Origin of the sequence: Nocardia pseudovaccinii NBRC 100343, assembly GCF_001613225.1 — a bacterium.
Classification (GTDB): domain Bacteria; phylum Actinomycetota; class Actinomycetes; order Mycobacteriales; family Mycobacteriaceae; genus Nocardia; species Nocardia pseudovaccinii.
The window spans coordinates 1-25,463 of record NZ_BDBY01000342.1; the positions used below are offsets into that span (position 1 = coordinate 1).

Below are 25,463 nucleotides of genomic sequence, written 5' to 3' on the forward strand. Positions count from 1 at the left end.
CGGGCTGGTGAGCTCGCGCATCGGCGATGAGGTGCCACTGGATGTTCATCGACATCACCCCCGCTGTGAAGCTGGATTCGGGGCTGGATTCTCAGCGCGCTGAATGTCGGCATGACACCGCCTATTCGGTCATCGCGTTGATCGCCGAGTTCTGGCCCCTCGGCATGAGGGCCGCAGCACTGGAATTGGCGCTGTCGCGGGAAGCTCAGGCGCTGGCCGAGCGGGAAGCCACGGCGCTGGCGGCCGCGCGGCGAGCGCGAATCTGATTGCGAGAGTCGCGGTTTCGCCGCGCACGATGGGTGTTGCCAGCGGTTTGGTCAGTGGCGCCGCCGGTGCCGACGCGATCGAGATCGATCTGGACGCTCGAGAATCGGGCGCAATGGAGGTCGGCACCCACGGACGCGGCCTCGGCATACTGGAGGAGACGGCCACCGTCTGGGGTGTCGATGTGCGACGGGGTGGCAAGTGCGTCTGGTTCGAAGTGGAGAAACCAGCGAACGAACAACCGGAGGGCCCATGAGCGCCAGCATGATTCACGGTGAGGTCACCGACCGTTCACGCAGCTCATGGGATGATCGGTGGCATATGTGCGCGGATGAGGGGCGACGCGAGGGGGCGCACACCGCGCGTCGAGGCAGCGCCGAGCAGGACAGGAGTTGATCGATGCCCGGCGAAGGCAACAACCCGTGGTCGGGCCTGAAAAACCAGGCGAAGAGCGGCGTGTTCAAGATCGATCCCAAGGTCGCGCCGGACGCGGTGCGGTACGTCGCCGACGCGATGACTGTCTTCGAGATCGCCGCGGGGGATACCAAGGGGCCGTATCCGGCCAGCGACGCCCAGGGCATGAAGCAGTACAAGGACATGCTCACCGTCGACCACTTCGGCAGCCTGGGTTCGGGCAAGATCCTCTCGAACGCATTCGCCACTGTGGCGAGCGAGCTGATCAACAAGAAACTGCCCGAGTACAAGAAGTCGCTGCAGGATCTCGGTGAGGCCTTTGTCATCGCCGGACAGATGGTGAAGAAGTCGGAGGAGACCTCGGAATCGGTCTTCAATGCCATCAAGGCGAAGACCGCGCCCAAGATCTCCGATGCGGCCACCCAGATCATGCAGCGGAAGTATCAGGGCGGCGCGGGCGGGCAGTACAGCTGGGTCGATGTCGATCCCGATATGCCGAAGGCGGACGGCAGCAAATACGACGGCAAACCGCTCGAACAGCACGGCCCGGCAACCGAGGTCGTCGATCCGCATCTGGAGCCCGCCGAGTCGTTCACCTACTACAAGGCGACCGAGATGTATTGGGCGCTGGTGGACAAGCCCAACGGACTGCTGTCGATGGGCGGCGACTGGACCAGGATGGCGGCCCGTCTGGAGTCGGGTTTCGCGGACTTGGGCAGCAATATCGATCTGCTCGTGAAGGATCGGTGGCAGGGTGACGGCTCCAAGGCGGCGAAGGGCGCCGTCGATAAATACGTCGGCGCGAGTAAGCAGCTGACCACCGATATGCGCCAGATCGGGCAGTTATTGGTGGACGGTGCGATGTGGACGATCAATTTCCGCCAGACTCTGCCGCAGCCGGACGCCAAAACCGGTCAGTACGCGGCGATTACGCCCGAACAGGAAAGCGCGGCGACCAAAACGGCCCAGGACGGATTCCGGGCCTGGTACCGGCCGGGCATTCAGTCCAGCACGGTGCTGCCCGTATTGCCGCCGCCGACCGGAATTCCCGGTGTGGACTCCAGGACCACCGATGGTGGCGATCAGCGCACCACTGGTGGCGGCGGTGGAAGTTCGGCGGCCGATAACGCGGCCGCGCAGCAGCGCGCGGCGCAAGCGGCCGCGCAGCAGCAGAAGGCGCTCGAGCAGGCGCAGGCACAGACCAAACAGCAGCAGGCCGAGCTCGAGAAGCAACGCCAGCAGGCCGAGCAGCAGGCCGCACAGCAACAAGCCCAGCAGGCGCAGCAAGCCGCGCAGCAGCAGGCCGAGCAAGCCGCGCAGCAAGCGGCCTCGCAAGCACAGGACGCGCTGAAACAGGGCCTGGACAGCGCGAAGTCGGCGGCGGAACAGGCAGCGCAGCAGGCACAGGCCGCCGCGGCCAAGGATATGCAGTCGGCCGGATTGGCCGGGCTACCGTCGGCGCTGTCGGCCCTGGGCAAGGACGCGCTCAAGGCGGGCGGCGGTGCCGGAGCGGGCAAGGGCGCCGGTGGTGGTGCCGGTAGCGGAGCCGGGGCGGGCGCCGGGCTTTCGCCGAATAGCCTGAGCTCGAAACTGTTTCCGCGCGCGGCGGTCGGTGATGCCGCCGCGGCCGCGACCGCCGCACGCGCCGGGCTGGCGAGCACGGGGCAGCCGGGTTCGCCCGGCGGCATGGGACCGGCGGGCCACGGTGCCGGTGGCCAGAACAAGGAACATAAGCGGGCTGCGTATCTGGATTCGGTCGAGCACATCGAGGAGGCGCTCGGCGACGCGCCGGTCGTCGTCAAACCTGTTGTCGAGCAATGAATCCGACCTGGAAGTTCACCGACCTCGAGTTCTACGCACTCTGGTTCGCGGAACTCGGCGAGGCGCTGCCGTGGCCGTTCTACTTCACCACCGATGTGCCGACGGAGGAACAGTTCGAGGCGCTGAAGTCCGAGGCGCTCGAGCGCGTCCGTCGCACATTGGGCGGGTCGTTCGACGATGCCATGGCCGCGATCGTCGACCCCGACGTCTGGATCGCTGTCAACGGCTGGGACGGGCGCGAGCCGCGTAAGCCGCAGACCCTGCTGCGGGTGCTCGCGGTCCGGCGCGCGACTCGCGGCTATCTGGTCACCCAGCTGCCCGGGGAAACCTTTTGGCATGCAGGAGGTTTCACGGTAACCGAATGCGATGCGGTGGCGTTGGGCGCGGCTGTCGTCGAGGTGCTGCCCGAGATCGACGCGGGCAAGTTGTCCGATATCGTGCTCGCCTCCCCAGACCGCGACGACGATATGGACTATTCGTTCGGCAGATCGGCGGTGCACGACTCCTTCGACGATTCGGTCGCCGAGCGGGCCGAGCGCTTCCTCGAAACGCCCACGCCGAGCATCGGAAGTATCGATATCGTCCAGGGCCGTTCGCGATTCGGCCCCCGTGGAGTCACCCGGCATCGGCTGGTGTGGCACGATTTGGACGAGGATGGGCGTTACGCGATCGACGAGCAGAGCCCGCCGGTGGCCGTTGCCGCCGATAAGAAGCGGTTGACCGCGATGGTCAACACCAGGATCGCCGCCATCGTGCGTGCGATCAAGGACGAGCGAGTCTGAAAGGTGGCCGCTATGGACGAAACGCAACCGGGTATTCCCGAATGGACCGCGACCTCGCGTAGCGGCGCGATCTCGGTGCGCACCACCGAACAGGGTCTGCCACTTGGTATTTCGGTCCAACCGGCCGAGTTGAAGCGCGATCCGCAGGCATTGGCGGCCGAGGTGTTGCGGCTGTGCAGGCAGGCGGCCAATCGGGCCGGGATGGCGCGCAGGGCGGAGTTGGCGGCGGCGGGAGTGCCCGCGGAGATGTTGGCGCTCAGCGGGTTGCCGACCGCCGAAGATGTTGCGCGCCAGGAATTAGCTGAAGAGCAGGAGTACGAGACCGAGCCGGATAGCTGGTTGCGTCAGGTGTAGTCCCCGTTGTCCGAGAGGAGTTTTCATCGTGTACGAGACCATGGACGAACTGATGGCGGGCGTGCAGCGGCGGCTGTATCGGATCCGGGATCTGACCGACGATATGGCCGGGGTGCGCGGGCGGGAGACAGCGCAGGACGGTTCGATCACCGTTGAGGTCGACGGCAACGGAACGTTGCTGGATCTGCAGTTCTCCCAGGCTGTTTCGCGGATGACACCGGTGGAATTCGAGTCGACGCTGGTAGCGACAGCGGCCGCCGCGGTGCGGCAGGCATTCGAGCGACGTAGCGAATTGGTCACTGCCTTCAACGAGGAAGTTGCCGAGTAGACACCCGACGTTCACGCTGCCCCCGTAGAACTTTTGTCAAGAACCTTAAGTTTGTGCAAAATTGCTTTCGGACATTGCAGTTCGATTGATAGGTTCGATAAGGGACGATCAATTGAGTTACTGGATCGGGGGATTACGATGAGCGAACTTGTAGCAACGCCTGACGCTATTCGCGCGTATGGGGACGCGGCGGTGGCCATGGCCACCGGTGTCGCAACGGCCGGTGCGTTCGACCAGGTGGCAACCGTGGCGGCGGCCGCGCCGGTATTCGGCTTGATCGGCCAGGACTTTCTGCTGGCGTTCGCCTACGCGCAGTCCAATCACGTGAGTTCGATGTTCGAATTGGCTGGTGTGCACGCGGGTACCGCGCTGACCGCGCATCAGGGCGCTGCCGCCTATGAGGCGGCCGAGGCGGCATCCGGCACCGAATTCGGCGCTGCTGGCGTCTAGCAATGACTGCGCCGCTCGACCCGTCGATCGTGGATCTGCTGCGCGGCAGTGCCCTTGCGCCGCTTGTCGATCGACCGGTCAACGACATCCTGAAGGATATGGGCCTCGGCCCGCTTCCAGAGATCTCGGGGCTGCCACCGCTGCCTGAACTGCCGCCGCTGCCGGTCATTGATCTGGCCGCACTGGCCAGGCCGCTCACCGATATGGCGAGCGGTTTCGGCACCGGAAATCTCGGCGCGCCCGCGGGCGGTGGCCCCGACCCGACCAAGGCGCTCTCCGATACCGCGCAGGCCGCGCAGACCGCGATCCAACTCGGCACCCAGGCGCTGCAGACCGTGATGTCGCTGTGGCAGGGCTTGGCCGCGATGCAGGCCGCGAACAAGTCCGGACAGGCCGCGGAGAACGGCGCGGAACTGGCCACGCAGAGCGCGCAGGAGAAGGCGTCGCTCGCCGGTGGGGCGACCTCGGTGGCGACCGGCGGCGCGCTGATGGCCTCGGTCATCGCCAAGTACATGGCCACCGTGGCCGCGGCGACGCCGTGGCTGGCAACCGGTGGCGGACAAGCGTTTATCGCTGCGGCGACCGTGGAGGCGATCACCGAGGGCATCGCGGTGGTGACCAAAACCCGGGTCGAAATGACCGCGCATTCGGCGCATATGACCGCGGTCGGCAAGAAGGTCGAGGTCACCGATGCCCCCAAGGGCGTCGACTCCATGCAGCAGGTGATGCAACTGCTCACCCCGCTGATGACCATGGCGCAGACCGGCGCGCAGACGCTCACCCAGGTGGCCACGCAGAACGCGACGCAGGCACAGAAACTGCAAGCCGACGCCATCGCGAAAGAGCAGCGCGAGGCTACGGAGAAGGATGAGACCGAGCACGGCGCGTCGGGTGGTGGCGCAGGTGGTGGCGGCGGTGTGGGCGGTATCGGCGCGGCCCCGATATCGACACCGCTGAGCCCGTGGAGCGGACCGCGCACCGCCGGACTCAGCGGTATGCCCGGTTTCAATGCCGCCGGAACCGGTTCCGCGGCAGTGGAACCCGCTGCCGCCGTGCGTGGCACCACCGGTGCGCCGGGCAGCCCGGGCATGATGCCCTACGGCGCGGCGGGCGGGGCAGGTGCGCGCGGAGCGGGGGATGCGGGCGGCGATATGCCCGGTTTCCTGGTCAATGCCGAGCACGGCGAAGAGGTCGTCGGACCGATCGAGGGGGTCTCGCTGCCGGTGGTCGGCGCGACCGAACAGATCTCGGAGCCACCACCCGATAAGGAACTCACCCTCTAAGGGTTCGCTGATTCAGGAGGTTGCGATGGCAAGCGGCGGTACGGATTTCGATGGAGTGATGTTCGATCCGGCGGCGGCCCGGGACGCGGCCACCCGGCTCGACGGACTCGCGGCCCGACTGGAAGCGGAATTGCGCGAGGGCTCGCCCGCGTTGACGGTGCCGTCGGCTGGCGTCGACGAGGTTTCGGCGCGCGCGGCGCAGACGATGAACGATGTCGCGGCCTCCTACGGCCAGAGTGCGACCGCCGGAATCGTCGAATTGCGCAAGCTGGCGGCGACGCTGCGCGCGCAGGCCGCACAGTTCGGTCGCGCCGAGAACGACAGTGTCGCCGACTTCGGCGTCCCGGGCGCGGCCTGACACCACAGCGAATACGACACGGAGCCACCATGATCGAACCACCGCAGCCCGGTTTCACCGGTGTGGTCTGGGGCGCGCGCGAGCCGGAGCGGCTGGCGCGTGAACTGTCCACCGGTCCCGGCGCGGTACCGATGGCCGAGGCCGGTGCCGCGTGGACCCGGCTGGCCGCCGCATTCGGTACGGCGGTCGCCGAATACGAACTGATCGTCGCGTCGATGCGCAGTGCGTGGCAATCCACCACGAGTGGCCCGGTGCTGGACCGGATTTCGCGGTTGCGCGATTGGCTCGCCGATGCCGCGACGGCTGCGGGCAATAATGCGGCGCGTACCGAAACCCAGGCCGCTGCTTATGAATTGGCCCGGCTGACCATGCCGCATACCGCCGAGATCCAGACCATCCAGGCGGTGCAGCGGATGCTCGAATCGATCGGCGGGGCGCTCGGCGCACCGCTCGAGGCGGTGGCCGCCCGGGCCGACACCGACGCCGATATGGCGAAGGCGGCGGCCGCGCGGGTGATGCAGACCTACGAGGCGGCGACCGAACCGCTCGCGACACCATGGATTCAGCAGGATCCGCCGGTAATCGCCTCGCGCGCCGCACTGGCGGCCGAGGAAGCGAGCGCGCCGGCGGCGGCCGGGGCTTCGGCAATGCCCGCGCTGCCCGCGATCACACCCGGGATGTTCATGCCGGGCGGAATCGGTGCGGTCCCGACGCTCACGAAGTTGCAGCCGTATCGGGCACCGGTCTTCACTGAAGCGCCCGCCCCGGTGGAAGTGACTACCCCACAACCGGTTCCGACCTCCACCGCGAGTTCCAGTGCGCTGCCGATGGTTCCCGGCGCGATGGCGGCGGGCGGCGGAGCCGAGGAGGAGGAATACGCCCCCCGCGCTGCCGCGGTGACCGGCGACGCGATCGGTGCCGATCTCGGTATCGCCGCCGCCCCGGCGGTACTCGGCGCTCCGGAAGCACCAGCGGCCACCGGTCGGACGGCATCGGGAGGCGCCGAATGACGACCATGACCAATGACGGCCTGCTCGCGGTGGCCGAGCGGCTCGGTGTCCAGACCTTGCCGCTGGTGCTTTCCGTTGGACCGCAGCAGGATTCGTTCGACGCGTGGGCCGAGGCGCAGCAACGTGCGGTGACCGAACTGGTCGGCGCGGGCGTGCTCGACGCCGAGGGCGATGTCGACTCCGAACTGGCCGATGCCATGTTCACGCTGGCCCAACCCGATCGTGAGCTGGTCGCCCGCATCTATGCGACCGGGCCCGACGGAACGCCGGCCGTGACCCGGATCTGCCTGGCCCGCCGCGGCGAACAGCATGCCATCGCGGTGCGCACCGGCGACACCTTCGACGTGCGGACCGTCTGGGCGGACGGGTCGGGCGCGGCGCTGGTGCGCCCACTGCTCGAGGCGCTCGGAGCCGGAACACCCGCGGAGGTGACCAATTTCAGCGCGCTGTCGAGCGAATTGAGCGAGCGACTAGCCGCGGCACAGACCTCCGAGGACTACGCGGACGCCGTCTACGCACTGGGCGTCGCCGATCGTGACGCCACCGCCTACGGCCTGGCCTTCGCCTCCTGCCATGCCTTCGCCGAGATCGTGGCGTACGCCCATCTCGACGGTACGACCACCCGGCCGCCCGGTGCGGTCGCGGTCTATGACACCGGACGCGGTCGCATTGTGGCCGCGCCCGGGATTGCTGCGGATCAGCAGGTCTGGTCCACGGTGACACCGGGCACCGATCACCGTATCGCGCAAGCGATTTCGGCACTGATCGAATCACTGCCCGGGGGAAGGTGGCTTCCGCAGTAGACCCTGAGGGCGCGCAGTAAGTCAGCCGCCGACCTTCCGGCGATGTCACCCGACATCGTTTCCGGGCATTGGAATCACTACACGAGAGGGTGTCCACGATGAGTGGTGAAGGTGTACACGTAGACGAGGCGACCGCGAAGAAGGCCGAGGAGTTCATGGCCGCCGCGGTCGACAACATGCAGCGCACGCTGAAGAAGATCGATGACGAGGTCGCCGCGGCGACCCACTGGGAGGGCGATGCGAAGGCGGCGTTCGTCGCGGCCTCGACCAACTGGGCTCAGCACTCGCAGGAGCTGCACAAGAAGCTCAACGCCATTACCGAGCAGGTCGGTCACGGTACCCAGCAGTACATCCAGATGGAGCAGGAAAACCGCGAAGGTTTCGAGCACATCAGCCTGTAAGCGCTTGGGCCGACACACTATTCAGTCTTCGATTCGGAGGTAATCACCATGACTATGGCATACGCCAAGGGCCCGATGATGGCTCTGTACAACGATCTGGTCACCCTGCACGGCGACCTGATCAAATACGGCAGCGATATGGAGGACGCGGGCGGCGTGCTCAAGGTGGCGTGGGAGGGCAACGTGGCCCACGCCAGCTTCAAGCAGGTCTACGACGCCTGGCACTCCGAGTACGGTGACACGCTCACCTCGCTCAACAATGTCGCCGCGGCGGTGGAGAACTCGCTGCACCGCGCGCTCGGCACCGACGGCAAGATCGGTGACGGCTTCGGGGCCTGAACCTCGCCGTAGCGATCGCTTGCGGGTCGCTCGAAAGGATCAGCAGCGATCGCTTGCCGGTCGCTCGAAACGGCTCAGCACGGCCGGTCCGGAGCGTCACGCTTCCGGACCGGCCGTATTCGCTCGATTACCGTGCCGCGGAGAGGGATTCGCCGATGTACCACATCTCGTCCGGAGTGGTAACCATATTGACCGTCGCGCTGGCCGTCGAGGTCCGCACCGTGATCAGGTTCGGGGCCGAAATATCCTGCACCAGAACGATATCGGCATCGAACTGCCCATCGGGCTGCTCGGGCGCGCGAACGTGCACGATGGTCGCGCCACCGGTCAACGCGGTGGGGGCGATACCGTCGAAGACCACGACCGTCGCGGCGGGAATGGGCCCGCCGGGCTGCGGTGGGGCGACGTGATGCCCCGCACCGGCGAAACGGGGCGCCAGCGAGAGCGAATGCGGCGCATCGACATTGGCGACCATGGACTGCCAGGCCTCGGGCCGGTCGGTGTGCACGATGGTGTGCGCGCCGAGGGCGATGGCCCGCAGGATCACCTGCTGGGCCAGATCCAATCGGCCGATCACCTCGAGATGTCTGGTGCCGTCGCCGATCAGCGGCACCGCGATGCCCTGACCCGCATTGTCGGCGCCGATCAGCTGACCACAACCGGCGGTCGGCACGACAATGCCATCGAGCGCGGCGAGTGGACCACGGTAGTCGCCCGCGTTGTCGCCGTCGCGTCGAGCGGTGCGGGCGGGCAGGCAATCCAGCAGTGCGCGGAATTGCTCACCCGGCAGGGTGCGCAGCCCGGGCACCGGCGGCTCGACCGGTTCGGTCGCGGTGTCGAAGCGGACGAGCGCGCCCAGTCTGATCGGCGGAGAACCGGTTTCGCGACCTTCGCCGGGCCGCTGCGCACCGGGGCGAAGGCGCACGGTGACCGTGGTGGTGAGGCTCGGGGTGGCCCAGATATCGGCGAAGCCGCGCGACCCGATCAGCTCCGGGCCGATCTCGTAGCTGGTGAGGTACAGGCCCTGGTGCACCAGCGATTTCGGGGTTTCGACGAATCCGTCCAGTGCGATACCGCGGGTGAGTTGGCGCACCGCGCTGTTCATCTCGCCCGCGGTCAGCACCGATACCGAGATGTCACGGCCCGCGAGTCGATTGGCCACCCGGCGGGTCGCGATGATCGCGGTTCGCAGCGCACCCGCACCGCCGCCGCCGCGGTTGTCCACGGCCTCGGCATTGGCGAGCGGATCCAGTCGCAGGACCAGCCAGACCGTGCGATGCGCGATGGCGGGCAGCGGGCCGAGGATACGGTCGTAGAGCTGGGCCACCGGGCCACCGCCCGCGGTCCGCGCACCGGTGCTGATCACATCGATCGAGGCCAGGTTGATATCGAATTGACTGAGGCAGCGGCCGATTTCGGTGAGTGGGAGCACCTGGTCGGTGGACAGCGAACCGCGCCGCAGCAGCGTCAGCGCATCCGGCGGCGGATCGATGCGCAACATGGTGAGCAGCAGATTACCGTCCCAGCGCACGCCGTAACTGCCGCCCTCGGGCAGCGGCACATCGAAGGCGGCCTGGCCGGCATCGGCGGGGCCGGGCCGGGTCCGCCGCCAGCGAAAGGCGATCGCGCGCGCCAGCATGCCGACGATATTGCGTGGCTCGCGCCGACGCACCGGTGCCGCACCGGCAATGAGAACGACCGCGGCGACCGCGATGACGGCGACCGTCGGCGCGTGCAGCGCCGTTGCGAACCAGGCCGCGATCGCGGCAAACAGCGCGAGCGGAATCATGAGTCGCAAAGGCAATTGACGCAGCAGCCAGAATTCCGGATCACGTAACGTTGTGTGCGTCGTGTTCACGAAGTTTTCGTTTCCGGTTAATTCACGCGCGTTCGCTCCGGAGTCGGTATCGCGTTTGTTCACAGCCCCGTCCCCGATGATCAGACCAGTATTGCGATAACAGTACCGCGCCACACCGGTGTTCGCGGATGGGAAATAGTTTGCCCAATTGTCGCTGGATTGACACCGTGGCGTCGAACGATACTGTAATTATCCTGTCCTGCCCGTAGTTCGATGGAGACCATGTGCCGGCTCAGCTGACCACCAAGGCCCAGGTCAACGGCTACCGTTTTCTGCTGCGCCGACTCGATCACGCACTGGTCCGGCGCGATGTGCGGATGCTGCACGACCCCATGCGATCTCAGCTGCGTTCGATGCTCGTCGGCGCCACACTCGGCCTGCTCGTGGTGGCCGGCGCGGCCATCCTGGCCTTTCTGCGGCCGCAGGGCGCGATCGGCGACGCGAACATCGTGATCGGCAAGGACAGCGGCGCGCTGTATGTGGTGGTGGCCGAATCCGAGGACAGGAAGGACGACAAACGCCTGCATCCGGTGCTGAACCTGGCCTCGGCCCGATTGATCAGCGGCAGCAGCGAATCGCCCAAATCGGTGAAGGATTCGAAGCTTTCGTCGATGCCGCGCGGTCCGATGCTCGGCATCCCGGGTGCACCCGCCGCACTGCCCGGTTCGACGCAGGGCGGCCGCTCGGACTGGTCGCTGTGCGAAACGGTGCAGCTCTCGATCACCGGCAGCGCGGCCGCGGCGACCGGCGTGGAAACCGCGGTTTTCGCGGGCAAACCCCAACTGGACGAACGCATTCGGACCCTCGGCCCATCGGATGCGTTGCTGGTGCGACGGGCCGATAAGACCTATCTGATCTACGACGGCAAGCGCGCGGAACTCGATCCCGCCAACTCGGTGCTCACCCGTGCGCTCAACCTGGCCGGGCACAAACCGCGGCCGGTCGGCACCGGCCTGCTGGATGCCGCCATCGCGGTTCCGCCGCTGGCCGTGCCGGATATTCCGAAGGCCGGACAGCCCGGTCCGGCAAAGCTTTCCGATGTGCCGATCGGCGGTGTCATCGCGGTCGGCGGCACCGGGCGGACCGATCAGTCCCAGCTGTATGTGGTGCTCGCCGACGGTGTGCAGCCGGTCACCGATTTCGCCGCGCAGATCATCCGCACCGCGAATTCCCAGGGCATGCGCGAGATCAAGGCCGAACCGCCGGACGTGCTGACCAATATGCCGGTACTACATCAGCTTTCCCTCGACCACTTCCCGGCGACCACCCCGAAGATCGTCTCCGCCGAGGACGCTCCGGTCACCTGCCTGAGCTGGGCCAAGGGCCCCGAACCCGGCAACGACGCGACCGAAAGCCCCACCGACCGAGCCGCTGTCACCCTGCTCGCGGGCAACCGTCTGCCGCTGCCGGGTTCGGCTGAACCGGTGAGTTTGGCCACCTCCGACGGCACCGGCGATCGGGTCGATTCCGCCTACATCCCACCGGCTTCGGGGGAGTTCGTGCAGGTAACCGGAACGGAGCCGGGCAGTTTGCGGCGCGGTGGCCTGTTCTATGTGGCGGACAACGGAATCCGCTACGGCATCCCGGATATCGCCACCGCCCAGGTGCTCGGACTCGGCAGCGAACCGCGCCTGGCCCCCTGGTCGATCATCGGTCAGCTGGTGCCCGGCCCGACGCTGTCGAAGAACGATGCGCTGGTCAAGCACGATATCTTGCCCGTCGGAAACTGAACTCTCAGACGCCGAGCGAAGCCAGCACACCGGTGAGCGCGGCCTGCATATCCGGCGCTTCGATGCGCATGAGCACCGTCTCGTCCACCGCGCTCAGATCCAGTGATTCGTCATTGGCCAGGCGGAATTCGCGTTCCTCCTCGGCGGATTCGATGATGTTGCGCACGAATCGACCGTTGCCCGCGAGATCAATACCCCGACGCGGCTGCCCGCTCTGATCGACGCGCTCGGTCTCGTACAGCCGCCCGCACGCCTCGATCAGCAGTTCCATTGCCCCCTCGGACAACTCGGAATCGCGTGAGCGGGCGATCAGGCTGCCGATCTGCCCGAGTTCGGTCGGAGTGTAGGACGGGAATTGCAGGCGTTTGGCGAAACGTGAAGCCAGACCGTCGTTCGCGGCGAGCAGCCGGTCGATCTCACCGTCGTAGCCCGCGATGATCACCACCAGCCGGTCGCGGTCGTTCTCCATCCTGGCCAGCAGCGTATCCACCGCCTCGCGGCCGAATGCGTCACCGCCCTGCAGACCGGTCTGGATCAGCGTGTATGCCTCGTCGATGAACAGCACACCGTCCATCGCGGTATCGATCAGCTTGTCGGTCTTGATCGCGGTGCCGCCGAGATTCTGGCTGACGAAGTCCACGCGCTTGGCCTCGACGACCTTATCGGTCTTGAGAAGACCCACGCCGCAATAGATCTTGGCCACGACCCGGGCGATGGTGGTCTTACCGGTGCCGGGCGGACCGGTGAAGGCCAGGTGGTTGCCGCGGGCCATGCTGGCCATACCCTTCTCGGTCCGGATCTTGGCCAGCTGCGCAGTCGCCTGCAACTTCGCGACCTGCGTTTTCACCGATTCGAGGCCGATCTGGGAATCCAGTTCGGCGCGCGCGTCGGTCAGGATCTTCTTGGCGCGGTTCTCGGCGTCGGCGGTCTGCATCGCCTCCACCGAGGGCGCCGACGCCGGATCCCAGCGGTCGGTGCGCGCGTCGATCGACTCCTTGGTTGTCACCGTGAGCCGGTAGGTACGATCGCGCATGGCCGCGGTATTCGCGGCGAAATCCGGTGCCTGCGAATACACCTTCTCGAAAAGGGCCTGCGCCTCGGCCTCTTTGCCGGTTTCGCGCAGGCACAGGCCGCGGCAGAACATGGCGGTGGTCCTGGCCGCCGGGATCGGGCCCGCCTCGGCCTGTTCCATGCGCCGGATGGCCTCGCCGAACAGGCCGAGCTGAGCGCAGGCCGAGCCGACCATCACATGGGCGCCCGCCGCTAGATACGGGTCGTCCCATTCGGCGGATCCGGCGAGTACGGCCATCACATCGGGCCAGCGCTGGGTGTTGAAGTGCAGTACGCCACGGATATAAGCGCAGATCCGGTCGTCGATCTCCCGATCGGTATCCGAGAGCATCGAGGCGCGATGGGTGGCGAGTTCGTCGAGCACCCGCTCGGCCTCGTCGTACTCCTTCTCGGAAATCAATTGCGCCGCTTGGGCCAGCCAGATTTCGGTGTAACCGGCCAGCGGGTAGTCGATGTACAGCCCAGCCAGGAAGCGTCCGGCCAATGCCCGCGGTGCTAGCCCCAACCGGCGTTGCTCGCGGAAAAGTGTTGTCCCACTGTTCTTGTACAGGTTGTAGAGCACCTCGGTGGTGACTTCACCCGCCGCTGCCCGGCCCAGCCAGGCGTCGCACATCGTCGGGTCCCACTCGGTGGCACGCTGAAACGCCAGTTTCGCGTACTCGAGATCACGAGCCGATTCCTGTCCGTCGATGGTCAGGCCCAGTGACAGGATTCCGGCGTCGAAGGCCCGTTGTGCTTGGCGGTTGCCGGTCATTGCTGTCAAACCCCGAAGTGTTGGTTGGAGCTATCTATTTTGTTGCGTGATTGTCCGCGTTCATCTTCCGGCCAGCTTAGCGATCGCGTCGGCTCGGCTCGTCCGATACATTATGTTTTGCTACCGATGGGTTGCAAAGTGTGCGACGACCACATGCGGCGGGGGGAACGTTCGTGCGAGAGTGGATCCGAGTCGTAGAGTTGGTTCGACAGGTAGGAAACCGGACGCAAGTGTTTGGATCGTTCCGTACAGAGCTGGGATCGGTGCGCAATTGACCGAACCGTTGAGCAGCGGCACCCGCGCCGCCGAACCCGAACTGTGCCGAGTCTCCGTCATCGGGGGAAATGCCCAGCTCGATGTCGGACTTCCGGCGACCGTGCCGATCGCCACATTTATCGGTGATCTCGTCGCTCTGATCGAATCGCGCAATCCCGATGTGGTGGAGAGCGACGACGGCGGCACCCCATTGCATACCGAACACTGGACCCTGGCTCGGCTGGGTCGCGACGCCATCGCACCGAGCCGCAGCCTGACCGAGGCCGAGGTGTTCGACGGCGAACTGCTGGTGCTGCGCTCGGTCGCCGCGAAGGAATCGCCTGCGCTCTTCGACGATGTCATCGACGCGGTATCCCGGCTCACCAGTGTCGATTTCCGCGGCTGGTCGCCCACTGCGGCCCGTTGGACGGGTCTGGTCGCCGCGGTGTCGGCGGTACTGCTCGCGCTGCTGCTGCTCGCCGCTGGGCGTGCGCACGGCGGTGGTCTGGCCGCGCCGTTCCTCGCGACCGGTGTCGCCGTCATCGCCGCCGTCGCCGCGGGCATCGCGGCGCGTAAGTACGCGGATCAATTGACGGCTACCTGGTTGTCACTGTGTGCGCTGCTGTTGTTCTTCGGCGGCGCAGCACTATTCGTGCCAGGCGATCTCGGCAGTCCGCATCTGCTGCTCGGCTGTTCGGTCACGCTGGTGGCGGCGGCTGTGATCTATCGCGCCACCGCGACCGGTGCCGCGCTCGCGGCGTCCGCGGTGACCGTCACACTGTTCGGCGGAATCGCCGCATTGGTGCGGATGATCTGGGATTTCGACCTGACCCAGATTTGCGCCGCCATCTTGGTGGTGGCCATCACACTGATCTCCGCGGTGCCGCGGCTGGCCGCGGTGCTGGCCAGGCTGCCGATCCCGCCGGTGCCGACCGCCGGTGGCGCGATCGATCCGGCCGATCACGAACCGCGCCCGACCATCGAGGGCATCGGCGCGATCGGCGCGACCGCACTGCCCTCGGCCGCCGGACTCGGTGAGCGGGCCAGGGCCGCCAACCAGTACCAGACCGGCATGCTCATCGCCTGCGCCATTGCCGCGGTCATCGGTGCGCTCGGCGCCGCCGATCCGCTGGGATCCGCACGCTGGCAAGGGATTACGCTCGCCGTCATCGCAGCGGTGATCATCAGTCTGCGCGGCCGTTCGTTCGCCGATCTGGTGCAGGCCGGTGCGCTGATCGCGGGCGGCTGCGTCCTCGTCATCGGCCTGATCACCGGACTGGCCCTCGGCGATTCGGATCTGCTGCTGCTCGCGGGTGTGTTGCTGCTGGCCGTCGCGGCGGGGGTGCTGGTGTTCGGCGTGATCGGTCCGCACCTCGAGGTGACGCCGGTGACCCGCCGAGCCATGGAGATCACCGAATATCTGATGATCGTCGCGGTGATCCCGCTGGTGCTGTGGATCATGGGAGTGTATTCGATGGCCAGGAACATATGACTGCTCGGGCGAGTAAGCCCGGCTGGCGGCGCGGAACCGGAATCGTCTGCGCCGCAGCGGTTCTCGGTGCATCTGTGCTCGGTTGGTCTGCTCCGGCCGGAGCTGTCCCACCACCGAGGATCGACCCGGGTGCGCTCGGTCCCGCGCAGGCGCTCAGCGGCCGGCCCGCGCCCTTGGAGCCGACCGAGCAGAAGGTGGTCTGCGCCGAACTGTCGCTCATCGGTGGCCCGCCCGCGGAGTCGCCGCTGCCGCAGCGTGTGCTCGATTTGCCAGCCGCTTGGCAATTCAGTCGCGGTGCGGGACAAAAGGTTGCGGTCATCGATACCGGCGTGAATCGGCATCCGCGACTGCCCGCTCTGCAAGCGGGCGGCGACTATGTCTCGGACTCCGACGGCACCGTCGACTGTGATGGCCACGGCACCCTCGTCGCGGGCATTATCGCCGCGCGCCCCAGCCCGGACGATGCCTTCGTCGGTGTCGCGCCCGATGCCGAGATCCTCACCATCCGCCAGTTGAGCACGCACTATGAGCGCAAGGATCGCGCGGGCGGCGATCAGCCGCCGGATGCCATGGTGCGCTCCGGTTACGGCAGTGTGCTCGCCCTGGCCGCCTCGGTGGTTCGTGCCGTCGATATGGGTGCCACGGTAATCAATATTTCCGAAGTCTCTTGCAGCGCAGCCGGAACCGACACCGCCGACGTTCCGCTAGGTGCGGCGGTGAAGTACGCCTACGACCACAACGTGGTGGTGGTCGCCGCGGCGGGCAATGTGGAGAACGGCGGCGCCTGTGAGAAGCAGAACGACGGTGACGGCTGGGACAGCGTGCAGACCATCGCGAGTCCCGCGTGGTTCCAGCCCTACGTGCTGACCGTGGCCTCCATCGATCCGAACGGCTCGCCATCGGCGCTGTCGTTGCACGGGCCGTGGGTCGGCGCCGCCGCCATCGGGCGCAATATCGTCTCGCTCGACAATAGGCCGGGCGGCACCGGACTGGTCAACGGCGCGGTCACCCAGGAGGGCACCGGAACCATCCAGGGCACCAGTTTCGCCGCACCCTATGTCGCCGGACTCGCCGCGCTGGTCCGGTCCCGATTCCCGGAACTCACTGCCGGACAGGTGATCGACCGAATTACCCGCACCGCGCAAGAGCCCGGCCCTGGCCGCGACGATCGGGTCGGCCACGGCCTGATCGATCCGCTGGCCGCGCTGACCGCGCAACTCCCGGACAAGCCGGTGAGCGTCGGCGCCGATATCCCACGTGTGATGGCGGCGCCGGTACATCCCGCGGGACCCGATCCGCTGCCACGCCGCATCGCGATCATCGGCTCGGTCACCTGTCTGATCGTGCTGGGACTCGGTGCGGCACTGTCGATTCCGTTCCGGCGCGCTCGTGGTTCCGTCGATCTCGCGTCCGAAGCAACAGAGCGGTAGGGGGACCCGTGGCTACCGAAGGTTTCGTGCGCCGCCCCCGCATCGCCCCGCCGCGCGCGCCGGGCGGTGAGGTGGCGTTGAATTCACCGCCGGAGATCCAGCGGGCCCTGCCGGGACCACTGATCATGAAGTTGATGCCGGTGATCATGGTGGTCGCCGTCGTCGGCATGATCGCGATGATGGTGATGATGGGTCGCAACCTGCTAGCCAACCCGTTCATGATGATGTTCCCGATGATGATGCTCATGTCGATGGGCGGCATGATGCTCGGCATGCGGGGCAACGGCCCCAAGGGTGCGGGCGAACTCAACGAGGAGCGCAAGGACTACTTCCGCTACCTGGACCAGATGCGCAAGGACGTCCGCCGCACCGGCAATAAGCAGCTGGAATCGCTGATCTGGAGTCATCCGGAACCGATCGATCTGCGGTCGGTGGTCGGCACCCGCCGGATGTGGGAGCGCAGGCCGAACGATCCGGACTTCGGACATGTGCGGGTCGGGGTGGGCAGCCACCGGTTGGCGACCAAGTTGGCGCGGCCGGAAACCGGACCGCTGGAGGATCTGGAGCCGGTCTCCACCGTGGCGTTGCGCCGTTTCGTACGAACCCATTCGGTGGTGCACCAGCTGCCGACCGCGGTGTCGCTGCGCGCTTTCCCGGCCATCAATATCGGTGGCAATGCCGAGGAAGCCAGGATGCTGGCGCGCGCGATGCTGATGGAGCTCACCGCATTTCACGGACCCGACCACGTCGCGGTCGCCATTGTCTGCGCCGATCCGGACGGTCCGGCCTGGGAATGGGCGAAATGGCTACCGCACCTGCAACATCCGACCGTCCGTGACGGCATGGGCTCGGCCAGAATGATGTACGGCTCGCTGGCCGAACTAGAAACCGCACTTGCCTCCGAACTGCTCGAACGCGGACGCTTCATGCGCAATCCGCAACCGACACAGGGCCGTTTGCATTTGGTGGTCATCATCGATGACGGCTACGTCAACGGCACCGAACGCCTGATCAGCGAATCCGGTCTGGATTCGGTCACCGTGCTCGATCTGACCGCACCCGAGAACGGCCTGGCTGCCCGGCGCGGTCTGCAATTGGTCGTCGGCGACGGTGCGGTCAGTGCGAAAAGTGCTGCGGGAACCGAGAAATTCGCCACCGCTGACGAAGTGAGCGCGGCCGAATCCGCCTCCTTCGCCTGCAGCCTGGCCCGGTTCCGGATCGCGACGGCCGCACAGATCGTCAGCCTCGGCGACGACACCAGGACAGATCCGGGACTGATGGCGCTGCTGAAGATTCCGGACGCGGCGCAGATCGAACCGTCGCGGGTTTGGCGTCCGCGCACCGCGCGTGAGCGGCTGCGGGTGCCGATCGGCGTCACCCCGGACGGCACCCCGGTCGAAATAGATATCAAGGAATCCGCGGAGAGCGGTATGGGTCCGCACGGATTGTGCATCGGCGCAACGGGGTCGGGTAAATCCGAATTCCTGCGCACGCTGGTGCTTTCCATGGTGACCACGCACTCGCCGGACGCGCTGAATCTGGTGCTCGTCGACTTCAAGGGCGGCGCGACCTTCCTCGGCCTCGACTCGCTGCCACACGTCGCCGCGGTCATCACCAACCTCGAGGAAGAACTCTCGATGGTGGACCGCATGCGGGACGCGCTGGCCGGTGAGATGAATCGCCGCCAGGAATTGCTGCGCGCCGCAGGCAATTTCGCCAACGTCACCGACTACGAGAAGGCGCGTGCGGCGGGCGTCGCGCTCGACCCGCTGCCTGCACTGTTCGTCATCGTCGACGAGTTCTCCGAATTGCTCTCGCAGAAGCCGGATTTCGCGGATCTGTTCGTGATGATCGGCCGCCTCGGCCGCTCACTGCACGTCCATCTGCTGCTGGCCTCGCAGCGACTCGAGGAGAACAAGCTGCGCGGACTGGACTCGCACCTGTCCTACCGAATCGGTCTGCGCACCTTCTCCGCCAACGAATCCCGCGCCGTACTCGGCATCACCGACGCCTACCACCTGCCCGGCATTCCGGGCTCCGGCTATCTCAAGAGCGATGCCGATGATCCGTTGCGGTTCAACGCGACGTATGTGTCCGGGCCGTATGTGTCACCGAGCGGCAGCCGACAGGTGGACGGCCGGGTGGTCGGCGGTCAGTCGCCGACCGTGTTCACCGCCGGACCTGTCGAGGCAAAAGAGCGGCCCGAACCGGTGCGGATGGAACTGCCCGATCTGCCGCCGCCACCGGGGGCGGAGCCGGAAGAGGAGGAGCCGCTCGGCGGCGGCGTTCCGGAGACGCTGCTCGAGGTCGTCGTGAAACGCCTGACCGGACACGGCCGTCCGGCGCACGAGGTGTGGTTGCCGCCGCTGGACGAATCGCCGACGGTGGATATGCTGCTGCCCGATCCGGATTGGCGCTCCCCGGTCAACCGGCACGGCCAGCTGTGGATGCCGATCGGCATCATCGACAAACCCTACGAGCAGCGCCGTGACGTGCTGACCATCCAATTGGCCGGTGCCCAAGGCAATGTCGCCGTCGTCGGCGGTCCGCAGTCGGGTAAGTCGACCACCATCCGCACGATCGTCATGGCCGCCGCGGCGACGCACAGCCCCGAACAGGTCCAGTTCTACTGCCTCGATTTCGGTGGCGGCAGTCTCGCCGGTCTGTCCGGTCTGCCGCATGTCGGTTCGGTCGCGGGCCGCCTGGACGGTGATCGCGTGCGCCGCACCGTCGCCGAATTGACCACGCTCATGCGCCAGCGCGAGGAGCGCTTCGCCGAACTCGGCATCGAATCCATGGTGGAGTTCCGGCGCCGCAAGTACTCCCAGATGGAGGCCCGGCTCATCAATGGGACCGAGGCCGATCCCAACGATCCGCTCGCCGCTGACCAATTCGGCGATGTCTTCCTGGTCGTCGACGGCTGGGCCGCCATGCGCGAGGAGTTCGACGCCGTCGAGCCGCAGATCACCGCCATCGCGGCACAGGGGCTTTCGTACGGCATCCACCTGATCATCGGCGCCGCGCGCTGGGGCGAGATCCGGCCCAATGTGAAAGATCAGATCGGCACCCGCATCGAGCTGCGGCTCGGCGACCCGACGGATTCCGAAATGGGCAGGCGTACCGCCGCTCTGGTGCCGGTCGGTCGTCCCGGTCGCGGCCTCACGTCCGATGAGCTGCATATGCTGATCGCGCTGCCCCGGCTCGATTCCGATTCCGATCCGCAGACCCTGGCCGAGGGGGCCGCCCAGGCCAGAGACCAGATGCAGCAGCTCTATCCGGGCCGACGTGCCCCCGAGGTGCGCATGCTGCCATTGCAGATCAGTCGCGACGAGGTCGTGGCGATCGCGCGCAAACACGAAGTCGAACTCGGCCCGACCAAGGTGCTGGTCGGGCTCGGCGAGAACGAATTGGACCCGTTCGTCCTGGATTTCGGCCAGGAGCCGCATTTCATGGCCTTCGCCGACGTCGAATGCGGCAAGACGACACTGCTGCGCAATATCGCCATGGGCATCACCGAGAACGCGACACCGGAACAGGCCAAGATCATCCTGATCGACTACCGCCGCAGCTTGCTCGGCGTCGTCGACGAGGCGCATCTCGGCGGCTACTCCACCTCATCGCAGACCTGCGGACCGATGGTCAACGAACTCGCCCGCTACATGTCCAAGCGCATCCCGGGCTCCGACATCACCCCACAGCAGCTGCGCGAGCGCAGCTGGTGGACCGGACCCGAAATCTATTTGCTGATAGACGATTACGACATGATCACCGCTGGCATCAATCCACTGCTGCCACTGCTGGAGTATCTGCCGCAGGCCCGCGATATCGGTCTGCATGTGGTCGTCACGCGACGCACCGGCGGCGTTTCGCGCGCGCTCTACGACAACGTGCTCGGCGGTATGAAGAACCTCTCCGTCGACGCGCTGATCATGAGCGGCCCCAAGGACGAGGGCAAGCTGATCGGTGATGTCCGTCCGATGAAGCTGCCGCCCGGGCGCGGCATCCTGGTGTCGCGCAACCGCGGTCAGGAGATGGTGCAGATCGCCTATCTGCCGCCGCTGTGAGCCTCCGGCGCGAGCTGTGGCGCTGCCGGTAGCGGTACGTGGGTCAGAACCGGCGTCATCGGCTCGAAAGCCCAGCTGTCGGAGCGGCGTTGGAACAGCGCGCGGGACGGTCCAGAGGCGGCCGGGCCCGCGATCCTGGCCAGGTGGAAGCCTGCACCGCGGTAGTAGTCGTGCAGATCGGTATTCGTGGTCCAGGCATCCAACCGGACCCAATGGCGTTGTCGTTGGCGCGCAAGCGATGCGGCGTGGGCCAATAGGCGGTGGCCGACACGCTGGCCTGCGAAGCGGACGTCGACGATCATGTAATGAACGATCACCGCGTCGGCCAGCTCCCATGGCGACCACAGCCCCGGGTCCGAGCGGTCGTTGACGGTGATCGTCCCGGCCGGTTCCCCTGTCACCTCGGCAATCCAGGTTTCGCCCGCGTCCAGCGCTTCGCCGACCGCCTGCGCGAAGATCTCGATGGGTAAGCCGCGGCCCGCGACGGTCCACTGATCGGAGCCGCGCGCGGTGAGCCACGCGGTGCGCTGGATCCGGAGTCGACAGATGGTGCCGAGATCACTCAGAGTCGCCCGGCGGATGATTTTCATGACTGCACCGTATTCATGGCGGAACGTTTTTCATGGCAGCGGGATACCCGGCCGGTAGGAGATGCCGAGCGTGTGTCGGATCACGTTGCCGCCCTTGTCGTCGCCGAGTTCATAGGCCAGCCGGTTGCGAGTGGCGATCGACCGATGCCGGGTGGCCCTGGTGATGCGCTCGTGGTTGGCGCCGATGCGCAGATGGTCCAGCAGAATGGTGCCGGTCGCGACGCCGAGCACGATCGCTTCCTCCGCACTGGCCGGGCGGGCGGCGAGCGTGTCGCGGTGCGCGGTCTCGGCATGGCCGCGGTCGGCCAGTCGGCGTGTCGTGCCCTCCGGAATATCGTGCGGCGAGTCGATACCGGTCGCTTCCGCCAAGTCCCGTGGATAGAAACTGACCTCCCACGACCACGGCTCGTTGTCCAGGAACTGGACGACGGTCCTGGCCAGCACCCAGGAATCCTCCGGCACGCCCAGCCAGTGCGCCACCTCCGGATTCGCTGGTTCCATCTTCGCGCTGAACTCCTTGGTCGGTTCGCGATGTGCGGCGCGCGCGATCTCTTCGAAGATGTCGTGGGCCGATTGCGGACGATCCGGACGAATATGGTCGGTGACAACCGATTCCAGGACTTCTTGGTTTCGGACGATGGTGCCACGGGAAGTAGCGGTGTAGACCAAATTTTCGGTGACCAACACCTGAATAGCGTTGCGCGCGGTAGTGATCGAAACCTGCATTTGATCGGCCAGCTCGGTGTGGCTGGGCAACCGATCGCCCGGATTCCACTTGCCTGCGCGGATCTCCTCACGGAGGAGGTCTGCGATCCGGAGATACGTCGGACCGTCCGCCATCTTGCTCCTCGGTCAGTCGTGCAGGTAACGAAGTGTACTCTTCGTCACACCCTACGGCCGGGTAACGCTTGACAGGTGCCTTCAGAGGTTTATTGTAATGAACGTCCTGATCCAGGTGTTGTGCGGCGATGACGGCGAGGCAACGTGGCAGGTTCGGATTCATCAACGGTTGTGATGGCTCTTCCCGGCACACCGAGGTGTGTCGATTCGACGGTGCAGTCCTTGACTCCCGGACTACTTCCCACGTCGGATCTACTTGTTCGGGCGTGTCGAGGTCACCGAGTTGTCGGTGGCCCGCTGCTCTGGTTCGCCCGTGACCTGGCGATTCTGCATGAGAAGCGACTCGTCGGTCGTGGCGGATCGGTATCGACCGATCCGGCGACGATCCTCGAAATCGAGCGTCGCAGAATCGAATTGGTCATGGCTATCGACGATTGGGTGGCGCGCAGCGTGCCGCAGCACCGGCTCGGCGCGACGCTACACACCGAAACCGTGGGCTCGGTCATCGACCGGATCGCGGAATCCTCGGTGCGCGCCCACCACGCGTTGATGACCCTGGACGCGCACGACGAACAGCTACACGTCGCGTGGCATCATCTGGCCGAATTGGCCGATGCCTACGACGATTTGGTGCGCGATGTACTCGCGGGACGGCGGCGACTCCCCGAGTGGTGACGACCCGGGTTGACGAGGGGTTGTGGCTTCCCCACCGGATAGCCACGGCCCCTTGCCGATTCGTGCTGGTCGGCTCACCGGTGCCTGGTGTTGGGCGATAGGCACCAGCGCCCGTCCTCGGCCTCGCGAACCAAATCGCCGTAGGCGATCGACAATTCGGCCAGTCGCGTCCATGCCACGTGCATATGTTCGCCGGTCAGATCATCGGTCATCAGCAGGTGAAAGGCGTGATCGGCGGTGGCCGCGATGCGATCGATGATGTCGCCGAGTTCGGCGTCGCGCCGGTCGGCGGTGCGTAATGTCAGGTGCTCGGTTGCCCATGTGTTGATATTGGCAACCAATTCCATTCGGAGACAGTCGATTACGGCAGCGCACCGGGGATGCTCGCGTCTTATGCGGTGCAAGCGGACCAGATCCCGCGACCATCGGCAGACATGTCCGCGGACCTGTTTTCCGCTCAGCGCGCACAGTAGTTCGCTGGTGCTCGGCAATGCGGAGCCGACATGCGTGCGCACCAGCGTCGGAGTTCGACGGAATGTCGGATTACTACAGTGCGCCGGCGCGTTCACAGCGGTGCGGTGAGCTCGAGGTGGATGCCGTCGGGATCGCTGAAGGACAGGATCGCGATGCCGAGCCCGTCCAGCGGCGTGACCTCGCCGTGTTCGATTCCGGCCTCGGCCAAACGGGCGGCGGTCCGGGTCAGATCGTCGACCGAGGGCACGGCGAAGCTGAGATGGTCCAATCCGACGCGCTCGGAATCGAATTTATCGGTCGGTTCGGCCACCGGGCGTAGTCCGAACAGCATTCCGTTCGTTTGGAATACGACGCCGCCGTAGAACTGGGCCGGATCGGTGCGCACCTGCGGATCGTCGGGCCGACCGGGCGATTCCACCGCGATCTCGAAACCGAGCACGTCGCGATAGAACGCCTTGGAGCGGTCGATATCGGTCACGGTGAGGCGGATGTGGTGGATACCGGTGGTTCCGACGATCGTCATATGAACTCCGAAGGGCAGGCTGGATAAGTAGTACGAACAGTAAGCCGCTTATTCCGCAGTTCCGAGTGTCGGAAACGACATATTCAGTACTGTTTGCGACATGGAAGTTGCGGTCTTCGTGCAGGACGGCGTCGCCGACCTCGGACTCACCGCCGTACTGGAGACCTTCGCGACCGCAAACGGACTACGCGAGGAAATGGATACGGCTCCCGACCCATGGCGGGTGCACATCGTCGCCGATGGCGAACAAGTGCTTACGGCACACGGGTTCCGCGCGCAGACGACACCGATAACCGAACTGCCCGGCGATGTCGGTCTGATCGTCGTCCCCGCAACCCGCGTCCTGGATGCGGATGGGCTGGTCGGCGTGGTCTCCGCACCCGCGAATCGGCCGGTGCTGCAACTGATGACGCGGGCCTACGAATCCGGCGCGCACCTCGCCGCGGCCTGTACCGGCACCTTCTATCTGGCCGAGGCGGGTGTGCTGGACGGTGTGGTGGCGACGACGAGCTGGTGGCTCGGCCCGGCCTTTCGGCGCCGATATCCGCGCATCGACCTGGACGAGAGTCGAATCCTGTGCCGGGCGGATCGGCTCACTACCGCGGCGGCCTCGCTATCGCATATCGACCTCGCGCTGGCGCTGATCGCCGCGCAGAGTCCGACCCTGGCCGAGCTGACCGCCCGATATCTGGTGGTCGGCGATCGCCGCACGCAGAGCGACTCCGCGATTCCCGAGGTGATCGCCCGCAACGACTCCCTGGTCGCCGCATTCGAGCGCTGGGTGCGCGACCACGTCGCCGACCAGTTCCGCATCGCCGACGCCGCGCATCTGCTCGGCGTCACCGAACGCACGCTACAGCGCGCCACCCAAGCCGAAATCGGAATGTCGCCGCGGGATTTCGTTCACGAGGTCCGGTTGGAACGCGCCACCCAACTGCTGCGCACCACGACCCTGACCATCGACGCGATAGCGGTCAAGGTCGGCTACCTGAACGCGGGCACACTGCGCGGACTGTTCCGCCGCCGTCGCGGGCGGTCGATCGCGGAGGTACGCGCGTCCCGGTTGTCCTGGTGAGTCGCGCATGATTACGGCGTCGGTG

25 protein-coding genes are annotated in these 25,463 nt (G+C 66.3%); 19 read left to right on the top strand and 6 right to left on the bottom strand.

Annotated features, from left to right (window positions below; translation table 11 throughout):
- Window positions 1-41 precede the first annotated feature (41 nt).
- The 13 genes from NP3_RS37730 to NP3_RS37790 all read left to right on the top strand — a co-directional run bounded on the left by NP3_RS37730 (window position 42) and on the right by NP3_RS37790 (window position 8,607).
- Complete coding sequence (locus NP3_RS37730; protein WP_063046507.1) at window positions 42-266, top strand: hypothetical protein; 225 nt, start codon at window positions 42-44, stop codon at window positions 264-266.
- Between the two features lie 29 nt (window positions 267-295).
- Complete coding sequence (locus tag NP3_RS37735; protein WP_063046508.1) at window positions 296-520, top strand: hypothetical protein; 225 nt, start codon at window positions 296-298, stop codon at window positions 518-520.
- 143 nt (window positions 521-663) lie between these two features.
- Entirely contained in the window at window positions 664-2,499 is a 1,836-nt protein-coding gene (locus NP3_RS37740; protein WP_063046509.1) for a WXG100 family type VII secretion target, read from the top strand.
- The gene (locus NP3_RS37745; protein WP_063046510.1) at window positions 2,496-3,281 is read left to right on the top strand and encodes an ESX secretion-associated protein EspG; all 786 of its coding nucleotides are present in this window, start codon (window positions 2,496-2,498) and stop codon (window positions 3,279-3,281) included. The genes NP3_RS37740 and NP3_RS37745 overlap by 4 nt, the downstream gene beginning before the upstream one ends.
- Before the next feature lie 12 nt (window positions 3,282-3,293).
- A complete protein-coding gene (locus NP3_RS37750) occupies window positions 3,294-3,635 on the top strand; it encodes a hypothetical protein (protein ID WP_063046511.1) in 342 nt (113 codons plus the stop codon).
- A 28-nt stretch (window positions 3,636-3,663) separates the two neighbouring features.
- Window positions 3,664-3,963: a YbaB/EbfC family nucleoid-associated protein gene (locus NP3_RS37755; RefSeq protein WP_063046512.1), complete on the top strand. Its 300-nt coding sequence runs from the start codon at window positions 3,664-3,666 to the stop codon at window positions 3,961-3,963.
- 138 nt (window positions 3,964-4,101) lie between these two features.
- Window positions 4,102-4,413, top strand: coding sequence for a type VII secretion target (locus NP3_RS37760; protein ID WP_040686631.1), 312 nt, complete (start codon window positions 4,102-4,104; stop codon window positions 4,411-4,413).
- A gap of 2 nt (window positions 4,414-4,415) precedes the next feature.
- A complete protein-coding gene (locus tag NP3_RS37765) occupies window positions 4,416-5,696 on the top strand; it encodes a hypothetical protein (protein ID WP_063046513.1) in 1,281 nt (426 codons plus the stop codon).
- A 25-nt stretch (window positions 5,697-5,721) separates the two neighbouring features.
- Complete coding sequence (locus NP3_RS37770; RefSeq protein ID WP_063046514.1) at window positions 5,722-6,054, top strand: PE domain-containing protein; 333 nt, start codon at window positions 5,722-5,724, stop codon at window positions 6,052-6,054.
- Between the two features lie 29 nt (window positions 6,055-6,083).
- Complete coding sequence (locus NP3_RS37775; RefSeq protein ID WP_063046515.1) at window positions 6,084-7,064, top strand: PPE domain-containing protein; 981 nt, start codon at window positions 6,084-6,086, stop codon at window positions 7,062-7,064.
- Window positions 7,061-7,867, top strand: coding sequence for an ESX secretion-associated protein EspG (locus NP3_RS37780; RefSeq protein WP_063046516.1), 807 nt, complete (start codon window positions 7,061-7,063; stop codon window positions 7,865-7,867). The genes NP3_RS37775 and NP3_RS37780 overlap by 4 nt, the downstream gene beginning before the upstream one ends.
- A gap of 98 nt (window positions 7,868-7,965) precedes the next feature.
- A complete protein-coding gene (locus tag NP3_RS37785; RefSeq protein WP_063046517.1) occupies window positions 7,966-8,268 on the top strand; it encodes a WXG100 family type VII secretion target in 303 nt (100 codons plus the stop codon).
- Between the two features lie 48 nt (window positions 8,269-8,316).
- A complete protein-coding gene (locus tag NP3_RS37790) occupies window positions 8,317-8,607 on the top strand; it encodes a hypothetical protein (RefSeq protein WP_157124819.1) in 291 nt (96 codons plus the stop codon).
- Between the two features lie 127 nt (window positions 8,608-8,734).
- On the opposite strand, the gene eccE is transcribed toward NP3_RS37790, so the two are convergent.
- Window positions 8,735-10,465, bottom strand: coding sequence for a type VII secretion protein EccE (eccE, locus tag NP3_RS37795; RefSeq protein ID WP_245721273.1), 1,731 nt, complete (start codon window positions 10,463-10,465; stop codon window positions 8,735-8,737).
- A 224-nt stretch (window positions 10,466-10,689) separates the two neighbouring features.
- On the opposite strand from eccE, the gene eccB reads away from it, so the two are divergent.
- Entirely contained in the window at window positions 10,690-12,195 is a 1,506-nt protein-coding gene (gene eccB / locus NP3_RS37800) for a type VII secretion protein EccB (protein WP_063046520.1), read from the top strand.
- A gap of 4 nt (window positions 12,196-12,199) precedes the next feature.
- On the opposite strand, the gene eccA is transcribed toward eccB, so the two are convergent.
- Window positions 12,200-14,020, bottom strand: a complete 1,821-nt coding sequence (eccA, locus tag NP3_RS37805) for a type VII secretion AAA-ATPase EccA (RefSeq protein WP_063046521.1) — start codon at window positions 14,018-14,020, stop codon at window positions 12,200-12,202.
- Between the two features lie 271 nt (window positions 14,021-14,291).
- Here eccA and eccD point away from each other — a divergent pair, with 271 nt between their 5' ends.
- The 3 genes from eccD to eccCa are packed head-to-tail and all read left to right on the top strand — an operon-like array spanning window position 14,292 to window position 21,261.
- Window positions 14,292-15,767, top strand: coding sequence for a type VII secretion integral membrane protein EccD (eccD, locus tag NP3_RS37810; RefSeq protein WP_218025011.1), 1,476 nt, complete (start codon window positions 14,292-14,294; stop codon window positions 15,765-15,767).
- Window positions 15,764-17,197 carry a type VII secretion-associated serine protease mycosin gene (gene mycP, locus NP3_RS37815; RefSeq protein ID WP_063046522.1) on the top strand — a complete coding sequence of 478 codons (1,434 nt, stop codon included), beginning with the start codon at window positions 15,764-15,766 and terminating at the stop codon, window positions 17,195-17,197. Before eccD ends, mycP begins: the two co-directional genes overlap by 4 nt.
- Before the next feature lie 8 nt (window positions 17,198-17,205).
- Window positions 17,206-21,261, top strand: coding sequence for a type VII secretion protein EccCa (gene eccCa, locus NP3_RS37820; protein WP_063046523.1), 4,056 nt, complete (start codon window positions 17,206-17,208; stop codon window positions 21,259-21,261).
- Here eccCa and NP3_RS37825 read toward each other — a convergent pair.
- Both NP3_RS37825 and NP3_RS37830 read right to left on the bottom strand, forming a co-directional pair.
- Window positions 21,243-21,851, bottom strand: coding sequence for a GNAT family N-acetyltransferase (locus tag NP3_RS37825; RefSeq protein ID WP_063046524.1), 609 nt, complete (start codon window positions 21,849-21,851; stop codon window positions 21,243-21,245). The two genes, eccCa and NP3_RS37825, sit on opposite strands and share 19 nt — an antisense overlap.
- 30 nt (window positions 21,852-21,881) lie before the next feature.
- Complete coding sequence (locus NP3_RS37830; protein WP_063046525.1) at window positions 21,882-22,691, bottom strand: GntR family transcriptional regulator; 810 nt, start codon at window positions 22,689-22,691, stop codon at window positions 21,882-21,884.
- A gap of 213 nt (window positions 22,692-22,904) precedes the next feature.
- Between NP3_RS37830 and NP3_RS37835 the strand changes: the two genes are divergently transcribed.
- Complete coding sequence (locus NP3_RS37835; protein ID WP_245721274.1) at window positions 22,905-23,366, top strand: DUF4254 domain-containing protein; 462 nt, start codon at window positions 22,905-22,907, stop codon at window positions 23,364-23,366.
- Between the two features lie 74 nt (window positions 23,367-23,440).
- On the opposite strand, the gene NP3_RS37840 is transcribed toward NP3_RS37835, so the two are convergent.
- On the bottom strand, window positions 23,441-23,713 hold the full coding sequence (locus tag NP3_RS37840; RefSeq protein ID WP_063046527.1) for a hypothetical protein: 273 nt from the start codon (window positions 23,711-23,713) through the stop codon (window positions 23,441-23,443).
- A 218-nt stretch (window positions 23,714-23,931) separates the two neighbouring features.
- Window positions 23,932-24,363, bottom strand: coding sequence for a VOC family protein (locus tag NP3_RS37845; RefSeq protein ID WP_063046528.1), 432 nt, complete (start codon window positions 24,361-24,363; stop codon window positions 23,932-23,934).
- A 100-nt stretch (window positions 24,364-24,463) separates the two neighbouring features.
- On the opposite strand from NP3_RS37845, the gene NP3_RS37850 reads away from it, so the two are divergent.
- A complete protein-coding gene (locus NP3_RS37850) occupies window positions 24,464-25,438 on the top strand; it encodes a GlxA family transcriptional regulator (protein ID WP_063046529.1) in 975 nt (324 codons plus the stop codon).
- Window positions 25,439-25,463 lie beyond the last annotated feature (25 nt).

Excerpts from the sequence above, each read along its gene's own strand:
- NP3_RS37830 (WP_063046525.1), bottom strand. The coding sequence starts at position 22,691 with ATGGCGGACGGTCCGACGTATCTCCGGATCGCAGACCTCCTCCGTGAG.
- NP3_RS37780 (WP_063046516.1), top strand. The coding sequence starts at position 7,061 with ATGACGACCATGACCAATGACGGCCTGCTCGCGGTGGCCGAGCGGCTC.
- NP3_RS37790 (WP_157124819.1), top strand. The coding sequence starts at position 8,317 with ATGACTATGGCATACGCCAAGGGCCCGATGATGGCTCTGTACAACGAT.
- eccA (WP_063046521.1), bottom strand. The coding sequence starts at position 14,020 with ATGACCGGCAACCGCCAAGCACAACGGGCCTTCGACGCCGGAATCCTG.
- mycP (WP_063046522.1), top strand. The coding sequence starts at position 15,764 with ATGACTGCTCGGGCGAGTAAGCCCGGCTGGCGGCGCGGAACCGGAATC.
- NP3_RS37735 (WP_063046508.1), top strand. The coding sequence starts at position 296 with ATGGGTGTTGCCAGCGGTTTGGTCAGTGGCGCCGCCGGTGCCGACGCG.
- NP3_RS37770 (WP_063046514.1), top strand. The coding sequence starts at position 5,722 with ATGGCAAGCGGCGGTACGGATTTCGATGGAGTGATGTTCGATCCGGCG.
- NP3_RS37765 (WP_063046513.1), top strand. The coding sequence starts at position 4,416 with ATGACTGCGCCGCTCGACCCGTCGATCGTGGATCTGCTGCGCGGCAGT.
- NP3_RS37785 (WP_063046517.1), top strand. The coding sequence starts at position 7,966 with ATGAGTGGTGAAGGTGTACACGTAGACGAGGCGACCGCGAAGAAGGCC.
- NP3_RS37840 (WP_063046527.1), bottom strand. The coding sequence starts at position 23,713 with ATGGAATTGGTTGCCAATATCAACACATGGGCAACCGAGCACCTGACA.
- NP3_RS37850 (WP_063046529.1), top strand. The coding sequence starts at position 24,464 with ATGGAAGTTGCGGTCTTCGTGCAGGACGGCGTCGCCGACCTCGGACTC.
- NP3_RS37845 (WP_063046528.1), bottom strand. The coding sequence starts at position 24,363 with ATGACGATCGTCGGAACCACCGGTATCCACCACATCCGCCTCACCGTG.
- NP3_RS37745 (WP_063046510.1), top strand. The coding sequence starts at position 2,496 with ATGAATCCGACCTGGAAGTTCACCGACCTCGAGTTCTACGCACTCTGG.
- NP3_RS37730 (WP_063046507.1), top strand. The coding sequence starts at position 42 with ATGTTCATCGACATCACCCCCGCTGTGAAGCTGGATTCGGGGCTGGAT.
- NP3_RS37760 (WP_040686631.1), top strand. The coding sequence starts at position 4,102 with ATGAGCGAACTTGTAGCAACGCCTGACGCTATTCGCGCGTATGGGGAC.
- NP3_RS37775 (WP_063046515.1), top strand. The coding sequence starts at position 6,084 with ATGATCGAACCACCGCAGCCCGGTTTCACCGGTGTGGTCTGGGGCGCG.
- NP3_RS37740 (WP_063046509.1), top strand. The coding sequence starts at position 664 with ATGCCCGGCGAAGGCAACAACCCGTGGTCGGGCCTGAAAAACCAGGCG.
- NP3_RS37825 (WP_063046524.1), bottom strand. The coding sequence starts at position 21,851 with ATGAAAATCATCCGCCGGGCGACTCTGAGTGATCTCGGCACCATCTGT.
- NP3_RS37750 (WP_063046511.1), top strand. The coding sequence starts at position 3,294 with ATGGACGAAACGCAACCGGGTATTCCCGAATGGACCGCGACCTCGCGT.